Source organism: Flavobacterium sp. (assembly GCF_031409475.1).
Taxonomy (GTDB): Bacteria; Bacteroidota; Bacteroidia; order Flavobacteriales; family Flavobacteriaceae; genus Flavobacterium.
Window position 1 is genome coordinate 1 of the sequence record NZ_JANNXH010000022.1, and the last position, 25,913, is coordinate 25,913.

At 32.7% G+C, this 25,913-nt stretch carries 29 protein-coding genes, 1 tRNA gene and 1 pseudogene; 12 read left to right on the plus strand and 19 right to left on the minus strand.

Features of this window, described 5'->3' with window-relative positions:
- Positions 1–348: 348 nt before the first annotated feature.
- From lptB to RMO53_RS04285, 4 genes are read right to left on the minus strand one after another with little or no spacing between them, the layout of a single operon-like run.
- A complete protein-coding gene (gene lptB, locus RMO53_RS04270; protein ID WP_310378359.1) occupies positions 349–1,089 on the minus strand; it encodes an LPS export ABC transporter ATP-binding protein in 741 nt (246 codons plus the stop codon).
- 45 nt (positions 1,090–1,134) lie between these two features.
- Positions 1,135–1,482, minus strand: coding sequence for a carboxymuconolactone decarboxylase family protein (locus tag RMO53_RS04275; protein WP_310378362.1), 348 nt, complete (start codon positions 1,480–1,482; stop codon positions 1,135–1,137).
- Positions 1,466–2,299, minus strand: coding sequence for a twin-arginine translocase subunit TatC (gene tatC / locus RMO53_RS04280; protein ID WP_310378364.1), 834 nt, complete (start codon positions 2,297–2,299; stop codon positions 1,466–1,468). Before tatC ends, RMO53_RS04275 begins: the two co-directional genes overlap by 17 nt.
- A complete protein-coding gene (locus RMO53_RS04285; protein WP_310378365.1) occupies positions 2,299–3,264 on the minus strand; it encodes a KpsF/GutQ family sugar-phosphate isomerase in 966 nt (321 codons plus the stop codon). The genes tatC and RMO53_RS04285 overlap by 1 nt, the downstream gene beginning before the upstream one ends.
- An 85-nt stretch (positions 3,265–3,349) precedes the next feature.
- Between RMO53_RS04285 and recQ the strand changes: the two genes are divergently transcribed.
- Positions 3,350–5,545, plus strand: a complete 2,196-nt coding sequence (gene recQ / locus RMO53_RS04290; protein WP_310378367.1) for a DNA helicase RecQ — start codon at positions 3,350–3,352, stop codon at positions 5,543–5,545.
- 57 nt (positions 5,546–5,602) lie between these two features.
- Here the strand turns inward: recQ and RMO53_RS04295 are convergent, their stop codons facing one another.
- The gene (locus RMO53_RS04295; RefSeq protein WP_310378368.1) at positions 5,603–5,836 is read right to left on the minus strand and encodes a hypothetical protein; all 234 of its coding nucleotides are present in this window, start codon (positions 5,834–5,836) and stop codon (positions 5,603–5,605) included.
- A gap of 2 nt (positions 5,837–5,838) precedes the next feature.
- Positions 5,839–6,873, minus strand: a complete 1,035-nt coding sequence (locus RMO53_RS04300; RefSeq protein WP_310378371.1) for a Fic family protein — start codon at positions 6,871–6,873, stop codon at positions 5,839–5,841.
- Between the two features lie 228 nt (positions 6,874–7,101).
- Here RMO53_RS04300 and RMO53_RS04305 point away from each other — a divergent pair, with 228 nt between their 5' ends.
- The 4 genes from RMO53_RS04305 (at position 7,102) to RMO53_RS04320 (ending at position 10,632) form a co-directional block, all read left to right on the plus strand.
- Positions 7,102–8,664, plus strand: coding sequence for an FAD-dependent protein (locus RMO53_RS04305; protein ID WP_310378373.1), 1,563 nt, complete (start codon positions 7,102–7,104; stop codon positions 8,662–8,664).
- 113 nt (positions 8,665–8,777) lie between these two features.
- Positions 8,778–9,095, plus strand: a complete 318-nt coding sequence (locus RMO53_RS04310; protein ID WP_310378375.1) for a hypothetical protein — start codon at positions 8,778–8,780, stop codon at positions 9,093–9,095.
- Positions 9,092–9,391, plus strand: coding sequence for a type II toxin-antitoxin system RelE/ParE family toxin (locus tag RMO53_RS04315; RefSeq protein ID WP_310378376.1), 300 nt, complete (start codon positions 9,092–9,094; stop codon positions 9,389–9,391). Before RMO53_RS04310 ends, RMO53_RS04315 begins: the two co-directional genes overlap by 4 nt.
- A 272-nt stretch (positions 9,392–9,663) precedes the next feature.
- Positions 9,664–10,632, plus strand: coding sequence for an acyltransferase (locus RMO53_RS04320; protein ID WP_310378377.1), 969 nt, complete (start codon positions 9,664–9,666; stop codon positions 10,630–10,632).
- 47 nt (positions 10,633–10,679) lie between these two features.
- Here RMO53_RS04320 and RMO53_RS04325 read toward each other — a convergent pair whose 3' ends face one another.
- The 4 genes from RMO53_RS04325 to RMO53_RS04340 form a co-directional block, all read right to left on the minus strand.
- Entirely contained in the window at positions 10,680–11,774 is a 1,095-nt protein-coding gene (locus tag RMO53_RS04325; RefSeq protein ID WP_310378379.1) for a glycoside hydrolase family 130 protein, read from the minus strand.
- A gap of 64 nt (positions 11,775–11,838) precedes the next feature.
- A complete protein-coding gene (locus tag RMO53_RS04330) occupies positions 11,839–12,321 on the minus strand; it encodes a nuclear transport factor 2 family protein (RefSeq protein WP_310378381.1) in 483 nt (160 codons plus the stop codon).
- Between the two features lie 10 nt (positions 12,322–12,331).
- On the minus strand, positions 12,332–13,642 hold the full coding sequence (locus tag RMO53_RS04335; RefSeq protein ID WP_310378382.1) for an amidohydrolase: 1,311 nt from the start codon (positions 13,640–13,642) through the stop codon (positions 12,332–12,334).
- A gap of 199 nt (positions 13,643–13,841) precedes the next feature.
- Positions 13,842–14,957, minus strand: coding sequence for a bifunctional methionine sulfoxide reductase B/A protein (locus tag RMO53_RS04340; protein WP_310378383.1), 1,116 nt, complete (start codon positions 14,955–14,957; stop codon positions 13,842–13,844).
- 265 nt (positions 14,958–15,222) lie between these two features.
- On the opposite strand from RMO53_RS04340, the gene idi reads away from it, so the two are divergent.
- The 7 genes from idi (at position 15,223) to RMO53_RS04375 (ending at position 19,120) form a co-directional block, all read left to right on the plus strand.
- Positions 15,223–15,750, plus strand: a complete 528-nt coding sequence (gene idi / locus RMO53_RS04345) for an isopentenyl-diphosphate Delta-isomerase (protein WP_310378384.1) — start codon at positions 15,223–15,225, stop codon at positions 15,748–15,750.
- 43 nt (positions 15,751–15,793) lie between these two features.
- Positions 15,794–16,204, plus strand: a complete 411-nt coding sequence (locus tag RMO53_RS04350) for a 6-carboxytetrahydropterin synthase (protein ID WP_310378386.1) — start codon at positions 15,794–15,796, stop codon at positions 16,202–16,204.
- Positions 16,204–16,665, plus strand: a complete 462-nt coding sequence (locus tag RMO53_RS04355) for a peroxiredoxin (protein WP_310378387.1) — start codon at positions 16,204–16,206, stop codon at positions 16,663–16,665. Before RMO53_RS04350 ends, RMO53_RS04355 begins: the two co-directional genes overlap by 1 nt.
- A gap of 59 nt (positions 16,666–16,724) precedes the next feature.
- Positions 16,725–17,693: a type I phosphomannose isomerase catalytic subunit gene (locus tag RMO53_RS04360; protein WP_310378389.1), complete on the plus strand. Its 969-nt coding sequence runs from the start codon at positions 16,725–16,727 to the stop codon at positions 17,691–17,693.
- Between the two features lie 199 nt (positions 17,694–17,892).
- On the plus strand, positions 17,893–18,162 hold the full coding sequence (locus tag RMO53_RS04365; protein ID WP_310378390.1) for a hypothetical protein: 270 nt from the start codon (positions 17,893–17,895) through the stop codon (positions 18,160–18,162).
- Positions 18,163–18,236: 74 nt separating this feature from the next.
- Positions 18,237–18,310 (plus strand) — tRNA-Thr (locus RMO53_RS04370).
- Between the two features lie 354 nt (positions 18,311–18,664).
- A complete protein-coding gene (locus tag RMO53_RS04375) occupies positions 18,665–19,120 on the plus strand; it encodes a DUF5362 family protein (protein ID WP_310378392.1) in 456 nt (151 codons plus the stop codon).
- Positions 19,121–19,200: 80 nt separating this feature from the next.
- Here the strand turns inward: RMO53_RS04375 and RMO53_RS04380 are convergent, their stop codons facing one another.
- From RMO53_RS04380 to RMO53_RS04420, 9 genes and pseudogenes are all read right to left on the minus strand, one after another.
- Complete coding sequence (locus tag RMO53_RS04380; RefSeq protein ID WP_310378393.1) at positions 19,201–19,911, minus strand: DUF4369 domain-containing protein; 711 nt, start codon at positions 19,909–19,911, stop codon at positions 19,201–19,203.
- A 116-nt stretch (positions 19,912–20,027) separates the two neighbouring features.
- On the minus strand, positions 20,028–21,896 hold the full coding sequence (locus tag RMO53_RS04385; protein ID WP_310378395.1) for a peptidase M61: 1,869 nt from the start codon (positions 21,894–21,896) through the stop codon (positions 20,028–20,030).
- 131 nt (positions 21,897–22,027) lie between these two features.
- Positions 22,028–22,306, minus strand: a complete 279-nt coding sequence (locus RMO53_RS04390) for a DUF2805 domain-containing protein (RefSeq protein WP_310378397.1) — start codon at positions 22,304–22,306, stop codon at positions 22,028–22,030.
- Between the two features lie 78 nt (positions 22,307–22,384).
- Entirely contained in the window at positions 22,385–23,221 is an 837-nt protein-coding gene (locus RMO53_RS04395; RefSeq protein ID WP_310378399.1) for a sterol desaturase family protein, read from the minus strand.
- 27 nt (positions 23,222–23,248) lie between these two features.
- Entirely contained in the window at positions 23,249–23,851 is a 603-nt protein-coding gene (locus tag RMO53_RS04400) for an alpha-ketoglutarate-dependent dioxygenase AlkB (protein WP_310378401.1), read from the minus strand.
- 72 nt (positions 23,852–23,923) lie between these two features.
- Positions 23,924–24,631 (minus strand): aquaporin Z, encoded by a 708-nt coding sequence (aqpZ, locus tag RMO53_RS04405; RefSeq protein WP_310378402.1) that lies wholly within the window; start codon positions 24,629–24,631, stop codon positions 23,924–23,926.
- Between the two features lie 150 nt (positions 24,632–24,781).
- The gene (locus RMO53_RS04410) at positions 24,782–25,012 is read right to left on the minus strand and encodes a uroporphyrinogen decarboxylase (RefSeq protein ID WP_310378404.1); all 231 of its coding nucleotides are present in this window, start codon (positions 25,010–25,012) and stop codon (positions 24,782–24,784) included.
- Between the two features lie 44 nt (positions 25,013–25,056).
- Positions 25,057–25,455, minus strand: a complete 399-nt coding sequence (locus RMO53_RS04415; protein ID WP_310378406.1) for a DUF2721 domain-containing protein — start codon at positions 25,453–25,455, stop codon at positions 25,057–25,059.
- A gap of 97 nt (positions 25,456–25,552) precedes the next feature.
- A pseudogene (locus tag RMO53_RS04420) lies at positions 25,553–25,913 on the minus strand (copper oxidase); the annotation flags it as partial.

Here is a 25,913-nt window from a genome sequence, read left to right on the forward strand (position 1 = left end):
TTTTATCGCGAAGAAATAAAGGAGGATTGGCTCTTTTGGCAATTTACCGAGAAAGCTACTGTCTCCGGAATAAAAGGCAATGTAGATGTTAATATTTATAATGGTGATGCAGAGCAGTTGGGGTTTATTACTCTGGAGTAGCTCCAAATTCGCTTCGCCCGTTCGCTATCGCTCGGGTCAGATTAAGAATGTTAAACATCCCCAATAAAAAAAGACAAAAATCGTATTGATTCCATAGCGTTTTCGTTTTTTTGCTAACTGCTAACTGCTAACTGCTAACTGCTAACTGCTAACTGCTAACTGCTAACTGCTAACTGCTAACTGCTAACTGCTAACTTCTAACTTCCACTAAAACTCCAACTTCTTTTTTCTCAATTCGAAATTTTGTCCCAGATATACTCGTCGCACCATTTCGTCTTCTACTAATTCTTCCGGGATTCCAGCTTTTAGAATACCACCTTCAAACATCAAATAGGTCTTATCGGTTATGGCTAGAGTTTCTTGCACATTATGATCCGTGATTAGAATACCAATATTTTTGTTTTTTAGTTTGGCTACAATGCGTTGAATGTCTTCAACAGCAACTGGATCGACACCAGCAAAGGGTTCGTCTAACAATATAAATTTTGGGTCTCTGGCTAGACATCGTGCAATTTCGGTACGACGGCGTTCTCCTCCAGAAAGTAAATCGCCACGGTTGGTTCGTATGTGTTCCAAACCAAATTCATCAATCAAACTTTCCATTTTTACTACTTGCTCTTCTTTAGAAAGTGAAGTAAGTTGTAAAACACTCAAAATATTGTCTTCGACACTCAGTTTTCTAAATATAGAAGCTTCTTGAGCTAAATAGCCAATGCCTTGTTGGGCTCGTTTGTACATGGGATAATTTGTAATGTCCAAATTGTCCAAATAAATATTTCCAGAGTTGGGTTTTACCAATCCAACAATCATATAAAAAGAGGTTGTTTTCCCGGCACCATTTGGGCCAAGAAGTCCAACGATTTCTCCCTGATTTACTTCAACCGAAATGCCTTTTACTACGCTTCGTCCTTTATATGTTTTGACTAAATTTTCGGCTCTTAATTTCATTTTTCATTTTAGTATTAAAATCTCTCATATTCCAACTTCTAACTTTTAACCTTTTTCCTCTAATGCTTCCCAGAATTCATAGGCTCTACGCAAATGAGGCACCACAATTGTTCCGCCTACAAGGGTTGCAATTCCCATTGCCTCCATCATTTCTTCTTTAGAAATGCCTTCTTTGTGGCAGTTTTCTAAATGGTATTTTACACAATCGTCACAGCGTAATACAGCCGATGCTACTAACCCCAAAAGCTCTTTTGTTTTTACATCTAATGCGCCTTCGGCATAAGCATTTGTGTCTAAATTGAAAATTCGCTTTACAATTTTATTATTGTCAGCCATTAATTTTTCGTTCATTTTAGAACGGTAATCATTAAATTCTTTAACTAGTTTGCTCATCCTTTTTATTTTGATTTTTGTAAACTATTCTTGAAATAAGTATACTAATTTCGTAGATTATTAACATTGGAACGGCTACAATAACCTGACTTACTACATCAGGTGGTGTAACTATTGCCGAAACAATAAGGATTATAACCACCGCATACCTCCAGTATTTTCTTAAAAAACTTGGTGTTACTAGTCCTAATTTTGTTAAAAAATAGATTATGATGGGCAATTCAAAAAATAAACCACTCGCTATTACACTTGTTTTTACCATACCTATATAGGACGCTATACTAAACTGGTTTTTTACGACATCGCTAATTTTAAATGTGGCAAAAAAGTTAACCGACATTGGCACAACTACAAAATAGCCAAATAAAACTCCAAGAAAGAATAGTAACGAGGAAAAAAAGATGAAGCGTTTTGCGTTTTTCTTTTCTTTTTCATAGAGCGCAGGGCTAATAAATTTCCAAATTTCCCATAATATATAAGGAAATCCTAATATAAAACCCGCTGTTATACATATCCAAACGAGTGTGTTTACTTGTCCTTCGACTTCGGTATTTTGAATAATAAACGAAGCCATATCTGTTTGACTTACACAAATACTATCGGCAAAACCCAATTGATGCGATAAATCGCAAAAAAATCTATAGGTAATAAAATCAGCTTTTGTTGGACCAAAAATGATGACATCAAAAATATAATCACTCACAAAAAAAGTAACTATGGCAATAAGTAAAACCGCCATCGTGCTTCGAACTAACAACCATCTTAATTCTTCAAGATGATCTAAAAAAGACATTTCGCTAAGTTGTTTTTTTGCCATTATACAATTCCTTCTTTTAAAATATCATGCAAATGAATGATGCCTTTGTAAGTATCATTATCAACAACTACTAACTGTGTAATCGAAAAATCTTCTAAAATATTCAATGCATCTGCTACCATAGTCGTAGATTGAATCATTTTAGGGTTTTTTGTCATAATATCTCTGGCGGTCAAATCTGCAAACGAATCTTTGTCATTTAACATTCTACGAATATCACCATCAGTAATAATTCCAATTACTTTGCCTTCATCTACAACTGCAGTAACACCGAGTCTTTTTTCGGAAATTTCGAAAATTACTTTTTTTATTTGCGCCTCTGGAGCAACCATAGGTTTTAATGAATTTTCAAGCATTGCACCTACTCTAAACAACAATTTTTTACCTAAAGCACCACCAGGATGGTATTTAGCAAAATCATCACTAGTGAAATTGCGCAATTGCATCAGGCAAACAGCTAGAGCATCGCCCATAACCAGCTGAGCAGTTGTGCTATTTGTTGGTGCTAAATTGTTTGGACATGATTCTGAATCTACAGTTGTATTTAAAACATAGTGCGATTCTTTTGCCAAAAAGGATGTCATATTTCCTGTAATAGCAATTAATTTATTGCCAAATCTTTTCAATATAGGAATTAGAATTTTTATTTCGGGACTATTGCCACTTTTTGAAATACAAATTACCACATCATCAGTTTGAACCATACCTAAATCGCCATGAATCGCCTCTGAGGCATGAAGGAAAATCGAAGGAGTTCCTGTAGAATTAAATGTTGCAACCATTTTTTGAGCGATAATTGCACTTTTTCCAATTCCTGAAACAATAATTCTTCCTTTAGATTGAAATAGAATTTGAGTAGCTTCGACAAAATCAGTATCAATATAATCGATTAATTTTGCTATCGACTCACTCTCCGAAAGAATGGTGTTTTTTGCCAGTATTAATATGTTTTCTTTGGTGTTCAAAATAGAATTCGTATAAAATTTGTATGTATAAAAGAAATTAGTATCTTTAGTGGTGCAAATTTAGATAAAATACTATTACTAAAGAATGAATTCAAACGAAATTGACATCCATAAGGAATTAAAAAAATATTTTGGCTTTAGCCAATTTAAAGGTTTACAAGAACAGGTTATAAAAAGTATTCTGAAGCAGCAAAACACCTTTGTGATTATGCCTACAGGTGGCGGAAAATCATTATGTTATCAATTGCCTGCCTTAGTACAAGAAGGAACTGCTATTGTTGTTTCGCCATTAATTGCATTGATGAAAAACCAAGTTGATGCCATTAGAAGTTTGTCCTCAGAAAACGGAGTTGCACACGTTTTAAACTCATCACTTACTAAAACCGAAATTAATCAAGTTAAAAAAGACATTACTTCTGGACTAACAAAATTATTATATGTTGCCCCAGAATCACTAACCAAAGAAGAATATGTAAATTTTCTGAAAACGGTAACCATATCATTTGTAGCCATTGATGAGGCACATTGCATTTCAGAATGGGGACATGATTTTAGACCAGAATACAGAAACTTAAAACACATTATTAAACAACTCGGCGATGTACCCATAATTGGACTTACCGCAACAGCAACTCCAAAAGTTCAGGAAGATATCCTAAAAAATCTCGATATGTCTGATGCAACAACTTTTAAGGCATCATTCAACAGACCTAATCTATATTATGAAGTTCGCACTAAAACCACAAATATTGAGTCGGACATCATTCGGTTTATAAAACAACACAAAGGTAAATCCGGAATTATTTATTGTTTGAGCCGCAAGAAAGTAGAGGCCATTGCCGAAGTTTTGCAAGTAAACGGAATAAGTGCTGTGCCGTATCACGCCGGTTTAGATGCAAAAACGAGAGCCAAACATCAAGATATGTTTCTTATGGAAGATGTAGATGTGGTTGTGGCAACGATAGCTTTTGGGATGGGAATCGATAAACCCGATGTGCGTTTTGTAATTCACCACGATATTCCAAAATCACTCGAAAGTTACTATCAAGAAACGGGTCGTGGCGGTCGTGATGGTGGCGAAGGACATTGTATGGCCTATTACTCCTATAAAGATGTAGAGAAATTAGAAAAATTCTTATCCGGAAAACCCGTAGCCGAACAAGAAATAGGGTTTGCTTTATTACAAGAAGTAGTAGCTTACGCCGAAACGTCTATGTCTCGAAGAAAGTTTTTATTGCATTATTTTGGAGAAGAATTTGATGGCGAAACAGGCGATGGTGCAGACATGGACGATAACGTTAGAAATCCAAAAACAAAAGCAGAAGCAAAAGAACAAGTCGTACAATTACTAGAAGTAGTTCGCGATACGAAGCATATCTATAAATCCAAAGAAGTCGTTTTCACACTTATTGGTCGTGTAAATGCAGTTATAAAAGCCCATCGCACAGATACACAATCGTTTTTTGGATCCGGTGCGAGTTACGATGAAAAATATTGGATGGCATTGCTCCGACAAGTACTTGTTGATGGATTATTATCTAAAGATATTGAGACTTATGGCATCGTAAAAATCACTAAAAAAGGATTGGATTATATAAAAAACCCAAAATCATTTATGATGTCCGAAGATCATGAATACAACGAAACCGAAGACGAAGCCATAGTAACGGCTGCAAAATCATCCGGAACAGCCGATGAGGTTTTGATGAGCATGTTGCGAGAATTGCGTAAAAAAGTTGCCAAGAAAATTGGTGTGCCACCTTTTGTTGTGTTTCAAGATCCTTCACTCGAAGATATGGCTTTGAAATATCCTATTTCGCTTGACGAAATGATAAATATTCATGGCGTTGGAGAAGGAAAAGCCAAGAAATATGGCAACGAATTTCTAGAATTAATCAGTCGCTATGTCGAAGAAAATGATATTATTCGCCCGGATGATTTGGTTGTAAAATCTACTGGAGCAAATTCAGTCAATAAGTTGTACATTATTCAAAACATTGATCGGAAATTATCGCTTGATGATATTGCTAAAGCAAAAGGGCTAAACATGGAAGCCTTGATCTCAGAAATGGAACAAATAGTATATTCAGGAACCAAACTCAATATTAAATATTGGATAGACGAAATGCTCGATGACGACCAGCAAGAGGAAATTCACGACTATTTCATGGAATCCGAATCTGATAATATCGAGCATGCACTCAAGGAATTTGATGGCGATTATGACATTGACGAATTGCGATTAATGCGAATTAAGTTTATTAGCGAAGTGGCGAATTAAAAAAAAGTATTCAGTGTTCCGTTTTTTAGTATTCAGTCCTTTACTGACCACTGATTACTAATATACTTCTCCTCGATGTGGTTTCAAAGCATCACGCACTTGTATCATATTCTCGTCAGTTACTACCATAAAAGCGATAGCGTGCATTTCTCCAAAAGTTTCAAAACCAGTAACATTTAGGTTTAATTTTTCGATGATGATGTATTCTTTCAGATGAATCTCGTGATGCTCGGCTGTTTTTGCCGAAGCTGGACCACGAAAATCCCATATTAGTTTTATTTGTCTGGACATTATTAAAAGTAGGTTTTTATTGCAAATTCAAATTGTTGAATAAAAATATTTTTGAAAGCATTAATATTATTTTGTTCATAAAAAATAAGCATCGCTTTTTTATAATCAATAGCATCAACTGTCCTAAAAGACAAAGGACAATAGCCGTTATCCATCAATACGGCATTACTTACAATTCTTGAAGTTCTTTTGTTTCCGTCTGCAAAAGGCTGAATGTAAGACAGTAATAGCAAGATTAACAAAGATTTTTCAAACACATTATTACAATTATTAACTATTTTGCAAACCATTTCTAATGCTTCTTTAATTTGAAATTCGTTGTCTAATGGTTGATAATTAGTGCCAGAAATGCCAATTTTCCGTTTGCGAATATTTCTATCTACCTCAAGATCTTTAATCAATAGGCTATGTATATCCTCAATTTTAGAGATACTTAACGGGCTGACATAGTTTTTATTTTCTAATAAAAAATCAATGGCATCTTTATGATTAAGTAGCATTGTTGCTTCTTCTTTAGTTTTGCCTTGCGCCGTAAGTTTGTCTTTTAGAAGTATTTCTGTTTCTAATAAAGTATACGTATTTCCTTCTATTTGTGAAGATTTCCAACTTAAATCTATAGCTAATCGTTCGAGTTCTTTATCGTATTCATTGGCAGTAATACTTTGAATATTTTTCACATATTTACTTTGCATTTCATTCAGTAAATTGCTTTCTTCTGGCGTAAACAATTTAGTTTCAGGTAAAATATGTAGCAATAAATCCCAATTAAATTCGCTTTTTATAATTCTTTCATCTATTTCTTTCTGGTAATATAAATCAATTTCAATTGGAATAAAAAGTTCATAATAAGGATTGATTTTATACTTTGTTACTTTACCTTTTCCGATGACTATAATCTTGTTTTCATTAACTAAAACGGTCAAATTTCTCTTTAAAGTTGCTAAACTAAAATAATGTGATAACTTTTCATTCAATTGAGATGAAGAAACTTCATTTAATTGTTTTATTACTTCAATAATTAGATTTTTGTTTTCCATTTTATTCATTTGAAGCTCAAATATACTAAAAATACGGCTCATAATCACAAATTATGAGCCGTATTTTTGATTTTTAGTGAGCCGTATTCGGTTTTAAATGTTTATTTTTTATAGAAAATTCCAAATTAGTTTAATTTGTCGAGGCATTATATTGTTTTCAATTTTGTTGTTGAGAGACAAAATTACAATAACAATTTTCAAATTACTATTTTTGTCAAAATTCAATTTATGCCAAAAGAACTTCTCCTTCAAGTATCTCCAGAAATAGCTTCAAGTGAAAATTTGTTAAAGGATTTTTTAGCTAAACAAATAAAGGTTTCTCCGAATGAAATTCAGCATTTTTCGATTCTAAAACGTTCGATTGATGCGCGACAGAAAGCCATAAAAATAAATTTAAAAGTTTCGATTTATCTAAAAGGAGAAAATTTTGTCGAACAAAAAATTCAACTTCCTAATTATACAAACGTTTCCACAGCACAAGAAGTTGTCGTTGTTGGCGCTGGACCAGCAGGACTTTTTGCCGCTTTGCAATTGATAGAATTGGGTTTAAAACCTATTGTAATTGAGCGCGGAAAAGAGGTACGTGGTCGCCGTCGGGATTTAAAAGCCATTAATGTAGATCATCTTGTTAATGAAGATTCTAATTATTGTTTTGGCGAAGGCGGAGCAGGAACGTATTCTGACGGAAAATTATATACGCGTTCTAAAAAGCGTGGCGATGTAACTCGAATTCTGGAATTGTTAGTTGGTTTTGGTGCTTCGGAGGACATTTTAATCGAAGCGCATCCGCACATTGGCACCAATAAATTACCGCAAATTATTCAAGACATTCGAGAGAAAATTATTGCCTGTGGCGGACACGTTTTGTTTGAAACCCGAGTGACCGATATTCTAATAAAAAATAATGAAGTCTGCGGCATTGTAACACAAAACGGCGATACGATTCTGGCTAACAAAATAATATTGGCTACAGGACATTCGGCAAGAGATATTTTTGAATTATTAGACAGAAAGAAAATTTTTATCGAAGCCAAACCATTTGCGCTTGGCGTTCGTGCCGAACATCCACAATCTTTAATTGATAGCATTCAGTACAGTTGTGATTATCGTGGCGAACATTTACCGCCAGCACCATATTCGATTGTGAAACAAGTTGGTGGACGAGGCATGTACTCTTTTTGTATGTGTCCCGGTGGTGTGATTGCGCCTTGTGCTACAAGTCCCGGCGAAGTGGTAACCAATGGTTGGTCTCCATCAAAACGAGACCAAGTAACGGCAAATTCTGGAATTGTTATCGAATTAAAACTCGAAGATTTTAAGCCATTTGCTCAATTTGGTGCTTTGGCTGGAATGGAATTTCAAAAAAGTATCGAGCAAAAATCATGGCATTTAGCAGGACAGACTCAAAAAGTTCCAGCACAGCGTATGGTCGATTTTACCCAAAACAAAGTGTCCACATTGATACCAAAAACGTCTTATGTTCCAGGTACAACTTCGGTCGAAATGGGACAGGTTTTCCCAGGATTTCTATCCCAAATTCTTCGAGATGGATTCTCTGAATTTGGAAAATCAATGCGTGGTTATTTGACAAACGAAGCCATACTTCATGCTCCAGAAAGCAGAACTTCCTCGCCAGTGCGAATTCCTCGCGACGATAAAACTCTAGAACACCTTCAAATCATAGGTTTGTATCCTTGTGGTGAAGGTGCGGGTTATGCTGGAGGAATTATTTCGGCAGCAATTGATGGCGAGAAATGTGCATTGAAGATTGGGGAATTATTGAAACCATAGTGACAGGTCACAACCTGTTCGTAGAGGAAAATAAAATAATAAATTGTAAAACGAAATTTTTTATGAAAAGTGCAATATTATATTTATATTTGTGATAATAAAAATAATATATTATGATAGTAGAATTAATAGAAACTAAAAAAATAGTTTCAAATTTTGATAAAACAATTTTAGAATCGCCATACAAAGCCGAATATATCAGTGCAAAATCTAATATTCCCTTACCAACTTTGTATCGAAAAATCAGAGAAAATAAATTTACAATCGATGAAATCTTGTTGATTTTAGAAATTATTCAGCCGGAGCAATATCAGTTTGAAATGCTTACTCAAAATATAAAAATTGCCGAAGAGCAGTTTAGAAATGGAGAATTTATTGAAGAAGAAGATTTTGTTTTTGATGTGGATACAATTATTGCCAACAGAAAATGAAAATCAAATTTTCAAAAATAGCTCAATTGGAGTATGAAGAAATTATCAACTATTTATATGATAATTTTGGTAAAGAAAAAGCAATTAAATTTTCAGATTTATTAAAAAAAAATCTAAACCAAGTCAATCAATTTCCAGAGAGTTTTAGTTTCTTTCAAAATACAGACAAGCGAAAATTTATGTTAAATCCTTATATTACGGTAATTTATAATGTGAATAAAGATTTGAAATGTATTGAAATTTTAAATTTTTGGTTCAATCGTTCCAATCCTGAGGTTTTGTTGCAGCATTTGTAAAAGTGAAGTCCTCCAATGGAAATCCTTTCAATAAAAAAAGCACTTTTTTAAAGAGAAAAATTTTAGTAAAACGGATTACGAATACAATCAAAAATAGTACAAGCATCTTATTTCCAATGTATTATTTTTTTAATAGTATTTTTTACTAAATTGAGTTAATTTAATAAGAAAAAAATGACTGTTGCTACCAAACCCGTTTTCCTAACTTATTTGAATAGTTTTAGAGGATTTGCAATTATTAATATAGTTGCTATACACGCTTTTTTTTCACGTTGAAGGATTTTGTTGGTCCAATTGATTATGCTAATGAGCTTTTGTTTCATAATGGTACCATTTATTTTGCACTTATATCGGGTTTGCTTTATACGGCTATTTTAAAAAAGAAAGGCTATGCCCAATTTTTTATCAGTAAATTAAAATTTGTGGTACTTCCATATCTGTTTTTTACTTTGTTTTATTCCATTTTTGATGACAAGTCTCAAGATTTTTTTGTCCTTCACTCTAGTTTAAAGAACTATTTAAATGTTTTGCCACGAAATTTAATTTACGGAAAAGCCATGTTTGTGTTTTGGTATATTTCGGTTTTGTTTTTTTTATACTTGGTTACTCCATTGTTAGATTATTTATTAAACATAAAAAAATGGGGGAATTTGTTAATAGCTTTTGTAATTGCATTGCCATTACTAGTAAGACGTGAAGAGGTAATGGAGTTGTACAACGGTGATTTTTTGAGTTTTCATAATATGATTTATTTTACAGGTGCTTATGTCGCTGGGATGTATATTGCATCTAATCTTGAACAAAGTTTAGCTTGGATACGGAAAAATAAAGTTTTTTTGATGGTCTTGGTAGTGGTTACATCGATAGCAATTGTATTTATTAAGCTTAATAAAATAGATAGAATAGGAGTGTTTTCTGTCTATTCCACTTTATTTTATATTCAAAAAATAGTCCTATCGGTTTTGGTTCTTTTGTTTTTTAAAAATTTAGGCGATAAGCAACCCAAATGGCTGCAACCCATTGCAAAGGATGCTTTTGCTATTTATTTTTTGCACGTTTTTTTTATGGGGATTTTTATAGTTTATTTAGGAAATCTTAAATATTTTGTAATTATTGCCAAGTTCAATTCGCTATTGATAGGTTCGTTTTATCTCGTTTTTTCTATACTTTTTAGTATGTTGACAGTATGGTTGTTCAGAAAAATATTTGGAAAATATTCTAGAATGATTGTTGGTTCGTAACAACTATTTTTCGGTACATTACCAACTTAAATCACTTTTAATTCTCTTTATTTTCTGACTGCCACAGCAATTTTTGAATCGGCTGTTCCGTAATACAGAAACCATTGGTTTTTAAAAAACACTAATCCTTCAACGAAACAAACTTCGTTTACTTCTCCTGTTTTTTCGTAAGGTTTATCAGGATGAATAAAATTGGTGTCCAAGCGGTCGATCATTTTGTATGGATTTTCTTTATCAAATAAAGCTTGCCCTGCGGAATAGGTGAGTTTTGGTAGGTTGGAATCATTGTAATTTAAGGCATTGCTACCGTTATAAATTAGTAAAATTCCATCTTCCTGTAGTAAAGCATATGGACCAGGTTCTACCAACCGACTGTCAAAATAACCCATTCGAGGATGCAAAACTGCAATCATTTTTTTGGATTCGTCACTTATGGCAACTGTCCAATGAATGAGGTCATCAGAAGTAGCAATGTACAAATCTGTATCGCCAAAATACATCCAATATTTGCCTTTAATTTTTGTTGCTACAATTTTATCACCTTCTAATTTGCAAACTATGGCACCCGATTTTGACCAAAGATTCTTGTATTTTTCTTCACTCAAAACTAATCCATGTTTAGTCCATGTTTTCAAATCTTTAGAACTTGCAAGGCATAATCTTGCAATAGTTCCATCATACGAAGTATACGTCATAATGTAATTGCCATCAGGACTTTGTATAATTCTTGGGTCTTCAACGCCACCTTTCCATTCGTAAGGTTTCATAGTGTCATTGTCTGGGTAAAAAATAGGTGTGGGTTGTTTTTTAAAATGCAATCCGTCTTCACTAATGGCTAATCCCAATCGTGAAGTCATGTCCTTGTCTTGTGCTCTGTAGATGAGGTAGACTTTTCCGTCTTTTATAACAGCCGATGGGTTGAGGACATTGCGCTCTTCCCAGTTGACTACTTTTTTACTAACGGGACAGGAGAAAATTTGATTGGTTTCTGGTGCTAAAATAGGGTTGATGCTATCGGCTTTTACAAAGTTAAGTAATGCCCAATCGTTACTGTTCTTAATTACGGTCACAACTTCTGAATTGTTTTTTTTACAGCTTACTAAGAAAAGTAATAGTACTAAAACTGACATAGTGTGTTTCATAGCGACTAGATTTAATTGAAAATAATTATTTTGAGTTCACCAGTTCTTGAAATTGAAAATACTATCAATGGTCGTAACTGATCACTCTAGATATTTTCCATTGGTTGTTAATTTTTTTCCAAATCATGACAAACTTAAAGGTGCCAATCTCTTCTTTCCCGTTTTCGATATGACGAAATTCATGAATTCCTATTTCAATTGCTCCATAATCTTTAATAGGATGTACTTCTAAACTGCCTTTCACTAATTTTCGAGAAAGTTTATTTTCGTTTTTGAACATGTTTTCAAAGTTTTTAAAAACAGTTTCATACGAAAGTAATCCACCATTGTCTTGAAACCATTCTAAATCTTCGGTAAACATAGATTTGAATAGTACAAAATTTTGGGTGTTGAAAGCATTAAAAATGATGGTATCGCTAGCCTCAATTTCGTTGTATAATTCTTGTGAGGTTGGCGAAATTTTTTTTTCTTGAGCGATTACTACATTGGTAAACAAGAAAAGTAATACAAGAATAATATACGATTTGACTTGCTTAATTTTCTTCATAAACAAAGTTTTATTTCTTTTTTGCATTCATTTCCATATAATCCAATGTAAGATTTGTCATTGCTTTCATCCCTAAAACAAAACCACTTTCGTCGATATAAAAATCAGGTGTATGATGTGCAGAAGCATCTGATGTCGCCATTCCTTTTGGCATTCCTCCTAAAAAAAAGTATATACCAGGAATTTTATCTTGATAATATGAAAAGTCTTCTGCACCAGTTACTGCTTGTGTGATGTATACATTTTCTTTTCCCGCAACTTCTTCAAAGGTTGGAACCATTTTTTCTGTTAGTGTCGGGTCGTTGTAAGTGATGAGTGTTTTGGTAGTGATGTTTACATCAGCAGTTGCACCAGCACTTTTAGCTATATTAGTAGCGATTTGGTGTATTCGTTCATGAATCATTTTTTGACTTTTAGAATCTAAAGTTCGAATGGTACCATTCATTTCAAGTTCTTCTGGAATTATATTACTTCTAATGCCAGCGTTTATTCGACCAACTGAAACTACAGCAGCATTTTCTATTAAGTTTGCGTTACGGCTTACTATTGTTTGTAAACCCAAAACTATTTGCGAAGCCGTAACAATTGGGTCAATCGATTGCCATGGATATGCGCCGTGTGATTGTTTTCCTTTCACCTTTATAGTAAACCAATCCGATGATGCCATAGTTCCTCTAGGACGGTATTTTATTTTACCAACTTCGGTTTGTGAATTGATATGTAAGCCAAAAATGACATCTACTTTGGGATTTTCAAGTACACCTTCTTTAACCATTAATTCTGCTCCACCTTCTTCGCCATCTGGTGGACCTTCTTCTGCCGGTTGAAAAATAAATTTGACAGTACCTTTTAGTTCACTTTTTATAGAGGCTAAAATTTCGGCAGTTCCCATTAAAATTGCAGTGTGTGTGTCATGACCACAAGCATGCATAACGCCAACTGCTTGGCCATTATATTCACCTTCTGCTTTTGAAGCAAATGGAATATTTACTCTTTCCTTTACGGGCAAGGCATCAATATCTGCTCTTAGCGCAACAACTGGACCAGGTTTTCCACCTTTTAGAATGCCTACAACTCCTGTTTTTGCAACACCAGTTTGTACTTCGATTCCTAAAGAACGGAGATGTGCAGTTATTTTTTCGGCAGTTTTAAATTCTCTATTTCCTAGTTCTGGGTTTTGATGGAAATCTCTACGCCAAGCAACAACTTTGGATTCTAATGAGGCTGCTTTTTGATTGATTTTAGCTTTTAGCGCTGTGTTTTGTGATGAAGTTAAACTTGTTATTGATAATAAAACTGCTGTAAGGATGATTTTTTTCATAGTAATATAATAATCGTGTTGTACAATAATTGAAATTAATGAATAGTCAAAACTGCAAGAAATGAGTATGATTATCCAAATATAATAAATATGAAATTGCTAATCTATTTTTTAATAAAGTTAGTTTTAATTCTCAAATCTAAAACATAAAAAAACCGCCTAGTGATGGAGAAGGCGGTTTATTTCAAGCTAATAACTTTTACTTTTTATTTTTCAAACGGTCTTTAAAAATTTTTTCAAATTTTTCAATTTTGGGCTGAATTACCATTTGGCAATAACCTTGACTTTTATTGTTTTGATAATAATTTTGATGCGATTCTTTAGCTTTATAAAAAACAGTAAACGGTTCGAGAGTAGTTACTATTGGACTACTGTAGACTTTATCAATATTCAAATCATTGATAATTGATTGGGCTGCTTGTTTTTGATCTTCGTTTGCATAAAAAATTGCTGATCGGTATTGTGTTCCTACATCTGCACCTTGACGGTTCAATGTAGTTGGGTCATGAACGGTAAAAAACACTTTAAAAATTTCGTCTAAATTAGTAACCGTTGCATCATAAGTAATTTGCACTACCTCTGCTGCGCCAGTATTTCCGGAACTAACTTCCTCATAACTTGGATTTTTAACAGTTCCTCCAGCGAATCCTGAAACCACAGATTTTACTCCAATAAGATTTTCATAAACGGCTTCGACACACCAGTAACATCCACCAGCAAGTACAATAGTTTGTAAATTTTCTTTGTTTGTTGAAGCAATATTTTCTGGGTCAAAATCTAACGAAATTGCATTCATGCAATATCTTTTGCCTGTAGGTTTTGGACCGTCATCAAATAAATGTCCCAAATGACTATTACATCGACCACATAAAGCCTCAATGCGTTTCATTCCATAAGAATTATCGTCCTTGAATGTAATACTGTTTTTATTTTCTTGCTCAAAAAAACTTGGCCAGCCACAGCTGCTTACAAATTTTTGGTTTGATTTGAATAATTTATTACCACAAGTTGCGCAATAATAAGTGCCTACTGTTTCAGAATCCCACATTTTTCCTGTGAATGCTCTTTCTGTATCAGCATTTCTTGCAACTGCATATAAATCTGGAGATAATATTTTTTTCCATTCGGTATTCGAAATATTGAGTTTATTTGTATCGGTGTTAGAATAATAAGGATTCTCTGGTTTGTCAATTATATTTTCCATAGTTGTAGATTCATTTGTTTTTTTTTGATTGTTTTTATTTTGCCCGCATGCTTGAAGCATAAATAGGAGCATCAAGAAGAGCAGGTTTCGAAATTGGATTGTTTTTTTCATACATTTTTCTTTTTTTAGGATACAAATATAAATTGAGTTTAATTTTAAAGATGTCGCTTACTTTACTTTTTATTTTTATTTAAGTAATAATTAACGGTTAATTTCAAGCAACAAAATGTCATTAAATTTGTAATGTAAATGAATCATATTTGAGACATTAAAATTACTATTTTCAATTATTAAACGCTCGTTAAACTTTTCACAATCTTTTGATAATCCTATATTCAATTTCTTTTTTCGTATTTTTGACAAGGTAAAATAGAATATGGAAGAAGAGAATGTAATTTTAGTTAACATAAATGATGAGCAAATTGGATTAATGCCCAAGCTTGAGGCTCATGAAAAAGCAGTTTTGCACCGCGCCTTTTCTGTTTTTATTTTAAACAATAAAAATGAAATTATGCTCCAGCAACGAGCAAATCAAAAGTATCATTCCCCAAGTTTATGGACTAACACCTGTTGCAGTCATCAGCGCGAAGGCGAAACCAATATTCAGGCTGGAAGCCGAAGATTATTTGAAGAAATGGGTTTCAAGACTAGTTTAAAGGAATTGTTTCATTTTATATACAAAGCACCATTTGATAATGGTTTAACGGAGCATGAACTGGATCATGTCATGATAGGATATTATGATCAGAATCCAATAATAAATCCAGACGAAGTAGCCGATTGGAAATGGATGAGTATTGAAGATATTAAAAAAGATATGCTTGTTCATCCCGAAATTTATACCGTTTGGTTTAAAATTATTTTTGATGAGTTTTATCATTTCTTAGAAAATCATAAAGTATAATATAATTTAATGTCACCCTGAGCGCAGTCGACGGGCAATCGATATGAAAGTAACAATAAGTAGAAAAGCCCATTTTAACGCAGCGCATCGATTGTATCGAAAAGATTGGTCTTTCGAGCAAAACGATGCCGTTTTTGGCAAATGCAACAATCCTAATTTTCACGGTCATAACTATGAATTAATTGTAGGTGTAACCGGCGAAATTGATCCAGAAACAGGATATGTTATGGATGTAAAATTTTTAACGGATATTATTAAAGAAGAAGTCGAGAATAAGTTCGATCATAAAAATTTAAATTTAGATGTGCCTGAATTTGAAAATCTTAATCCAACAGCCGAAAATATTGTAGTTGTTATTTGGAATAAAATTAGAAAAAAAATCAAGCCAAATCTAGATTTAGAAGTTGTTCTATACGAAACACCACGTAATTTTGTAACTTATAAAGGAGAATAATGGGATTACAAATTGGAGATAAAATTCCTCATTTTAAAGCAAAAGACTCTAATGGGAATGATTTTGACAGCAATAATTTAATAGGAATAAAACCGCTAGTTATTTATTTTTACCCCAAAGATAATACACCAGGTTGTACAGCACAAGCGTGCGGTTTTCGGGATCAATACGTGGATTTTACAGATTTAGGCGCTGAGGTAATCGGAATCAGTAGTGATACAGTTGATTCGCATTTGGGATTTTCAAACCGATATAAACTCCCTTTTATATTACTGTCCGATTCCACTAAAAAGATAAGAAAACTTTTTGGAGTTCCATCAGGATTACTTGGTATGTTGCCCGGAAGAGTAACTTATGTTACAGATAAAAACGGAATTGTAATTTTAATTTTTGACAATAGTTTATTGGCTACAAAACACATATCAAAAGCACTAACAGCAATAAAAAAAATAGTATCTTAAAAGTTATAATCCTATTGCTTATTATACTTAGAAAGCTATAGTTTTGAAAAAAAACATTAATGAAAACATCCTTTTATCCATTGCAATTTGATGCCATTCTTAAAGATAGAATTTGGGGAGGAGAGAAACTTAAATCTATACTTCATAAACCAATAACTTCTCATATAACTGGTGAAAGTTGGGAAATATCAACTGTTGAAGGCGATGTTAGTCTTGTTTCTAATGGAGCTTGGAAAGGAAAAACATTAGTTGAATTAATCGAAATGTTTCCTGATGAAATTTTAGGAACGAGAATACACCAACAATTTGGAAAACAATTTCCTTTACTTTTTAAATATCTGGATGCTCGAGAAGACTTGTCCATTCAAGTTCATCCCAATGATGAATTAGCTAAAAAACGTCATAATACTTTTGGAAAAACTGAGATGTGGTATGTCATGCAAGCAGAAGATGATGCACGAATTATACTAGGTTTTAAAGAAAATTCTAACGCAACTGAATATTTAGAAAATCTAAAAAATAAATCATTGCTGTCTATTCTTGACGATGTAAAAGTGAATGAAGGTGATGTTTTCTTGCTTGAAACAGGAACGGTTCACGCCATTGGAGCTGGAATAGTTCTTGCCGAAATACAACAAACATCGGATATTACCTATCGATTGTTTGATTTTGATAGAGTAGATGCACAAGGAAAAACAAGAGATTTGCATGTTGATTTAGCTCTAGATGCTATTAATTACAACAAAGTTGAAGCCAAAAAGGACTACTCAAAAAATCAAAATCAACCTAATGTTCTTGTAGATTGCCCCTATTTCACAACGAATCTTATTTCTTTAGTTGCTTCAATGAATGTACATGCAACCGGTGAAACTTTTATGGTATTTATGTGTGTTGAAGGAAATTTTGAAATTGAATATGAAAACTTGAAGTACCAATATAAATTAGGAGACACTATTTTGATACCTGCATCAATGAAATCATTTGTTATTAGAGGAAAAGCTTCAATTTTACAAATTTATATTTCATAAATGTAAATTTCGATTTTTTAGAGGTCATTTATGGTATAACCTTCTTACTAATTGGTGTTTATCTCACAATATTTTAGTTTCATCGGAGTTCGATGATTTTCAATTGTTTGCAACAAAATTGTTCTTAGTGGCGATTTCATAGTCGGTTATAGAAAGATTATGTGTACTTTTGCAATCGCAAATTAAAATTAAAAATAAAATGGCAAACGTTAAGAATTTAAAAAAAGACATCAACTACGTTTTAGGAGATATTATTGAAGCAGTTTACTTGTTTGAAATTTCTACAACTGGAAAACCAACAACAGAAACTAATGCTTTAATTGATGAAGCAATTGCTGCTTTTGATACTTTGATTACAAAAGTAAACGCTAAAAAAGTAGAAAATAAAAAAGCACATTTCAAACAAATTAATGTTGAGTTGGAACAAACTGCAAATCAATTGATTGCTAAAATCAACGGATTACAGTAAAAAAATTGGATAAAAAGTTTGAATTTATTTTGGTAAATTCAAATTCAAACTTATATTTGTATCAGTAATGAGTCGCCAGCGTAGCTCAGTTGGCTAGAGCAGCTGATTTGTAATCAGCAGGTCGTGGGTTCGAGTCCCTCCGCCGGCTCAATAGAAAACCGTAAGTTTATCGCTTGCGGTTTTTTTTTATTTTGAAAAACAATGGGACGAGAAGTTCATCCCGAGCGAAGTAAATCGGGAAGTCCCTCCGCCGGCTCAATATCAAACAGTGAGTTTATCGCTTGCGGTTTTTTTGTTTTTAAAAATAATGGGACGAGTAGTTCATTCCGAGCGAAGCAAATCGGGAAGTCCCTCCGCTGGCTCAAACAAAAACCATCTAACTTTTGTTAGGTGGTTTTTTCGTTTTCAATAATCAGAAATTTTTAATTTAAAATAAATTTGATAGTATAGTATTACATTTTTTTGTTAAGTTTGATGCTTAACCTTTAATAAACCACATACTATGGACGAAAATATTCTGTTACAAAAACCAGAATTAGAATTGAACGAATCTGCAAAAGAATTTTTGAGAGAAGCTGCCAAATGGGCCTATTTCTTATCCATTCTTGGTTTTATAGGAATTGGATTGATTGTTTTGGTAGCCATTTTTGCAGGAACAATTTTTTCTGCAATTGGCAGTATGACACCAGGAATGGGAGGTTTTGGTTCCTCATTTGGGATTGTTTTGACTGTTGTTTACTTGATAATTGCTTTGCTTTATTTTTTTCCGGTTTATTACATGAATAAATTTGCTACAAATGCAAAAACTGCTTTACAGGAAAATGATACAGAATCGCTAGCATTATCCTTCGAGTATTTGAAATCACATTACAAATTTATTGGAATTATGTCAATAATAGGATTGTGTTTATATGGACTAATAATTGTTTTTGCAATTATAGCAGCGTTAGCTAGATAAGATATTGCAAATCTTTTTTCTAAAACATAACCCGTCTTGTTTAATTAAACAAGACGGGTTATGTTTTTTTTACAAAAAAATTACTGCTGCTTTTTAATTTTAGCAACATACTCCGTTAGTTTTTTGCCGTAAAGTGATTGTGCTACTTTTGGTGACATTGATTTTTGAATGGTATCTAGATATTTAATGTTGATGTCATAAATTTCTGACAATGCAATATATGGGGCAACCTCATGGTCTCTATTGTTGATGGCAAAATTAGTAGCAAATAAATATTTCCTTTTTATATTACTCTCCTGTTTTTTGTTGATGTTTTCTATAGCTATCGTGTTTTTACTTTTGATAGCGTTGAATTTTTGTTCAATCATGTCTAGAGATTCATCTCTAAATCGGGAATTTATTTTTTTATAGTCTTCAAATAATTCTTGATTTTTTGAACCTTTAATTTTTGCAGCTGTATTATAAGACTCCAAATTAGTTTCAATATTTATGATTCCGGGTTCAGCAAAAAACAATAAATTATTGTCTAAAGAATTACTTACGCCTCGGTCTAAGAATAAGTAAAGCATTTCGGGTGATTCTAGATATAAGTCTGTTTCAAATACCGAATTGCCATCTATTGTAATGGTATCTATAGGAACTAGAACAGTATCTACAACTCTTTGAATGTATAAAGTTCCTTTTTTTAATCCTTTGATGTTTCCCGTGAGATGCAAATTTGTTTTTGAGGTTTCTTTGTTACAAGCCGTGATGAGTAAAAGAGCAACAATTGCAATAATGTTTTTTTTCATTAGTAGTTTTTTTTGCAAAATAAAGAAAATAGTTGGTAGAATAAGATTTTACCGATAATGAATTTCAAAAAAAATCTCATTCCAAAAGTTGAATGAGATTTTTTAAACTCTGTTTTTTAACCTTTTAGCCAAACTTCTTTTAAAAGAGATTTAGTCGAATCAGTATATTTATAATTTACTTTTTCTGTATAGGGAAGTTTTACTGTACCGTTTATGATTTGTTCTTTTCCGTCTCTTTTGATTTTTAGTGAAATAGGGTCATTTTCTTTCCATTTTTTACTGTCCACAAACAGCTCAAATAGGTTAGCTGTTGAATAAGGTTTGTCGTTTATAGCTGTAAAAATATCACCGGCTCTTAAGTCTAAATTTTTATAAAAATCAATTAATTCTTTTCCTGGAATTACACTTATCTCTTTGGTCTCTTTATTAGATATTATGTTCATCGATTGTCTAGTTCCAAAAACACTAGCTACTACAGTATCTGTAGATTTTGTGATTCCTACTTTTTGTAGATACTCAGCATAAGGAATTGGGGTTGGCCCAGAAACATAAGTTTGTAAGAAATTACCAACTTCTGGATAAGTTAGTGCTGTTATTTTTGAAAAAAGTTCATCATCGTTAAATGGTTTAGTAACGCCATAATCTTGAGATAATTGTTGCATTAAATCTAATAGACCTCTTTTGCCTTCGCTGTTTTTTCGAATAATAATATCCAAACACATTCCTATAAGTGCTCCTTTTTCATACACATTATAGTATTGCTCTTTATAAGGATTACTTAATACATTAGCACTCATTTCGGTAAATGGCATGTTGTCATTTAAGGAATTAGCTCTATTTATTTTGGCATTTATACGAGAGTAAAATTCTGCTTCATCTATTAAGCCTTGATTGATTTGAAACAAATTCGAAAAATATTCCGTTACACCTTCATACATCCATAAATGTTTTGACATTTTTGGAGCATTATAGTCAAAAAAATGAATTTCCTTTGAATGTATTGTTAATGGTGTCAAAATGTGAAAAAACTCATGTGAAACAACATCTTTTAATCCATCTAAAAGTCTTTCTTTGGATATATCCTCAGGATATACCACTGTTGTTGCAGTAGGATGTTCTAAAGCACCAATTGCATCAAAAGGAGTTTTCTTATCGTCGTATAAATTGATTAGAACACTGTATTTTTTTGTAGTGTTTATACTTCCTAAAAATTGTTTTTGTGCGGTCATCATCTTTTTCATTTCTGGTGCTATACTTTCGGCTGTAAATTTCCCAGTTGGAGAATAAACGGCGATGAGAATTTCCATGCCATCAACGGTAAAGCTTGTAGAGTTTGGTTTAGAATACATAATAGGATTTTCAACTAATTCTGCATAACGAGGCATTAGGAATAAATCGTTTGTTACAGAACTATCCATGTCATCCATACTAGTTGCTCCCCAAATTTCAGCAGTGTGCGAAATGTTTATTTTATAAGGAATTGTCATAAAATTCGTAAAATAACCTACGAAACAGTGCGTGTTGAGCAGTATATTATTCTCTAAATCGATATTTGACCCAGTTGGCGCAAAAATTCCAGCTCCAAAAATTCCTTTATTGGATTCAATATCAAAGGTGTCATTTACCAAATAAGTAATTTTATCCAATGTTTTTGCATTGGAAATAGACCAAGAATTTAAATCCATTTTTTTTACGTTTAATGAATTTCCTTTAGTATCAAATGCTTTTAAATCATCAATAAATCTACCATAATCATCTTCAGAATAAGTTCCTGGAACTATTTTTGGCAAATAATAGATAACTTCATCGGTATTAATTTTGGGAGGATTAATAGAAACAAATACTTTATCGTTTTTTATTTCTTTAAGATTGATGTTCACCTGAACCACTTCATTTACTACTGATTTAGAAGTGTTTGAGATGCTAATAGTTTTACAACTCAAAATTAAAGTAAAGAGTGTAAGGGCAAAAAATATTTTTTTCATGTTTTAAATTTGTAATTTAAATGTTTGACACTCAAATTACAACAATGTTACAGATTTTTCATTATTTATAAGTTTTAACAATGAAAAATTTAATATTTAGATAAAAAAAACTCCCAAAAGGGAGTTATTAATTAATCAAATTTGTTTTTTATGTAATATTTTCCGTCTAAATCTTCATCAAAATCATCAATTTTGATTGGTTTAGGTTTAGGTTTACCAGCATTGGCTTTCTTTTTCCAAACTTCAAATTTATCGGCGGTGAGTTTCTTTTTCATTATTTCCAAAACTTGTTTCTCATCGATTCCAAGTTCTTTTTTTATGATTTCGAAAGGGTTTCTTTCCTCTAGTGCCAATGAAATCAATTTTTCGTTTTGATCCCAGCTTAATACAATGTTTTTACTCTTTTTCATTAATTGAAAATAAATTCAGATGTTTTTTATTAATTACAATTGATAAGCCAATATTAAGAAAAAAAATAATTACTTTATCTAATTCTGTTCATTTTTTTCGGTAGAACGTTGTTTCTGAAATGGAATCTTAATTAAGTTGGTTAATTTGTTGTGTTCTTCATGACCTTGATGCGTGTCAATCCCATAAATAATTGCCTCTTTTGGAAGTGTCATAAAAGTTCCAAAAAGCCTGTCCCAAACCGAGAAAATATTACCGTAATTGCTATCAGTATAAGGTAAAACATAATGATGGTGCACTTTATGCATGTCCGGCGAAACGATAAAATAGCTCAAAACGGAATCTAATTTTTTTGGTAAAGAAATATTAGCATGTGTAAATTGTGTTGAAATTAGCGATAACGTTTGGTACATAAACACCAACCAAATAGGTGTTCCTACAATCAAAACGCCTAGCGTGGTAAATACAAACCTAGTGATGCTTTCCCCAGGGTGATGCCTGTTTGCAGATGTGGTGTCTATCCAGGTATCAGTATGGTGAATTAAATGAAACCGCCATAAAAATTTTACTTTATGTCCCACAAAATGAGCAAGATAAGCACCTATAAAATCCAATAATAACAATCCAATTAACGCATATAACCAAATGTTCATTTGTGGCAACCATTGTAAAACACCAAAATTATTTGCAATTACCCAATCAGCAGATTTTAGTAAAACAAATGCTAAAGCGAAATTTATAATCACCGTTGTCAACGTAAAGAAAATATTTATTCCGGCATGATTCCATTTTTTATAATCAAATCGGAATAAAGGAAAAGCATTTTCTATTAACCAAAAAATAGTGATTCCACCCACAAGAATGAGGCTTCGGTGCGATGAAGGAATTGTCGAAAAATAATTGATTATTTCATTCATAAAAGATATTTTTATAAAAATACTAAATTATTGTATCACTCGGAATGTTAAATTAATTCTTTCACCTACAGGTTTTGCTGTTTTTGGAATTTGGTGTTTCCAGCAATGTTGCGTGGTTCCTTTCATTACTAATAAACTGCCGTGTTCTAGAATAATACTTTGTTTTAAGGTTTTGTCCGTATTGTGTTTCAACTGAAATATGCGTGCTGCTCCAAAACTTAATGAGGCAATAACAGGATTCATTCCCAGCTCTTTTTCGTTGTCTGCATGCCAACCGTTACTGTCTTTTCCGTCTCGATATTGATTGAGCAAAACGGTAGTAAAATTCGTGTCAGTAACACTTTCGACCTGTGATTTTATTTTTTGCAAAAGCAAAGTCCAATAGTGGGGTTGCATTTTTATATTCGAATAGGAATAGGATTTTCCTTCGTTGCCAAACAAGGCAGTCAAGCGAGGTTGTGGATGAGTTTTTCCAAAAACTTTTATTTCATCTTGTTGCCAAGGAGTTTCGTTTGTTAACTTGTCAAAAATAATATCAGCTTCTATTTTATCAAAAAAATTGGGAAAATACGTGATCGTTGCATCTGGCAGATCAAATACTATGGGTTCGGAGTGAAAAAGAGAGTTCATCTCACAAAAATAAAGAGAAAAACAAAGTTTTGAAACTTTATTTTTCTCTTTAGAAATTAAAATTAGAAAAAACTAGGCTTCAGAATGGTCTTGCAATAGGTTTTTATAAATAAATCCAGCTGCTATCGCACCAAGAATTGGTGCAACCCAAAACAACCAAACCTGTGATAGTGGTTCGCCACCTACAAATAGTGCCTGAGACAAAGAACGAGCAGGATTTACTGATGTATTTGTTATAGGAATACTTATTAGGTGAATTAAGGTCAGTCCTAATCCTATGGCAACTCCTGCAAATTTTCCGTTAGCAAATTTATCAGTCGCTCCAAGGATTATTAACAAGAAGAACAGAGTCAAAAGAAACTCGGCAATAAAGGCGGATTGCATGGAATAGCCATCTGGCGAAAAAGCATCAAAACCATTAGATGCAAATGCACCAGCTTTGGTATTATCGATTACGTTTCCTGCTTTTCCAGACCAAACCACAAACAAAGTCCCAGCAGCAGCAATTGCTCCAACACATTGTGCGATTATGTAAGGCACTAATTCCTTGACTGAAAATCGCCCACTTGCCCATAGTCCAAAAGAAACAGCCGGATTAAAATGACCACCAGAAATGTGACCAACAGCATACGCCATAGTCAAAACAGTTAAACCAAATGCAAGCGAAACACCTACAAATCCAATTCCTAAATCAGGAATTCCGGCAGCAAAAAGTGCGCTACCACAACCACCAAATACCAACCAATACGTTCCAAAAAATTCTGCTAATAATTTTCTCATAATGTAAAATTTAGATTGTTAATTCAAACGAATTTAAGTTAAAAAAATATTCAAACTAAATTTTAATCAAAAAAAAAATAAAAATTCGCTTATTTATCTTTTTCAAACCGCATTACACCGACCACTATTAGAGTGGGACAAAAATTAATGTTATTGCTTTATGTAGTGTTTTGCTAGGTAATAAATATTTATCCCCAGTATGAAGGTATTTGTAATAATTATAGGCCAAGATGTAGCTAACATAATACCATAAATAACGAATAATACTGCTCCAAATGAATTAATGATTCGTAATGTATTGATGTTTTTCATCAGAAACGAAACCATTAATACTCCTGAAGCCAGATAACCAACCCATTCTGTTAAAGAAATTGCTTCCATATTGTTTTTATTAGTTAATTGAAATACTGTATAATAACTTTAAATTAGTCTTGGTCTTCTGCCAAATCGCTCAAATGCAGACGTAATGCTGTGACTGAAATACTAATTTCCCAAAATGAAATTCCTAGCGAAATCAATAAGCTCAACAAACTCAAACCAAAAAGATAAATGCTAAATAATTGTTGCTCTAGAAATAATAACAACATAGCAAAAACAGAAAGAAACAGACATAAAACACCAAATAATTGCATGTAACGAATGAGTGTTAATCGCAAGTTGAGATTTTTGATTTCTAGTAAAATGCTTTTATTGTGCTCCTCGTCATACCTTTTTTTTAGGTTTCTAATGATGGAAGCAATGGTCAAAAACCTATTAGTGTAAGCTAATAAAATCAATGAGGTTGCAGAAAAAAGTAGTGCTGGTGTTTCTATGTTTAGTGTCATTATTTTTGAAAATTAATTTTATTAAGGTGCTTTTGGTTGAAGTATTTAATCCGCTTTTATTCTTGTAAATAAAAGAAAAAAATTAGGAATATAGTATTTAATAATTAAAATTCACACCAACTCCCATCCCCATATCGCTGTCATAATGTGTGGTTACTCCAAAGTTTCGTTTGATGATATAACGCAAACCTGCCATATATTCTTTATCGGTATTCCACATTAAACTCATTCGTAGGCGTTTGGAAACTGGAATGTCTTTGCGTTCAAATTGTAATCTGAAATTTCCATCGGTAAAAATTTCGACTTGTGCTTTTATAAGCATTGGCATTGTGTATTCTAATCCTGCACTAAAAACAGAACGAACATCTTTGGTGCTTTCTTGCCCGAAAAGGTTTGTTTCCATTTCGCCATCTTCCATTTTTCTGTATCGCCAATCGAAACCAACAAACGGCATAATC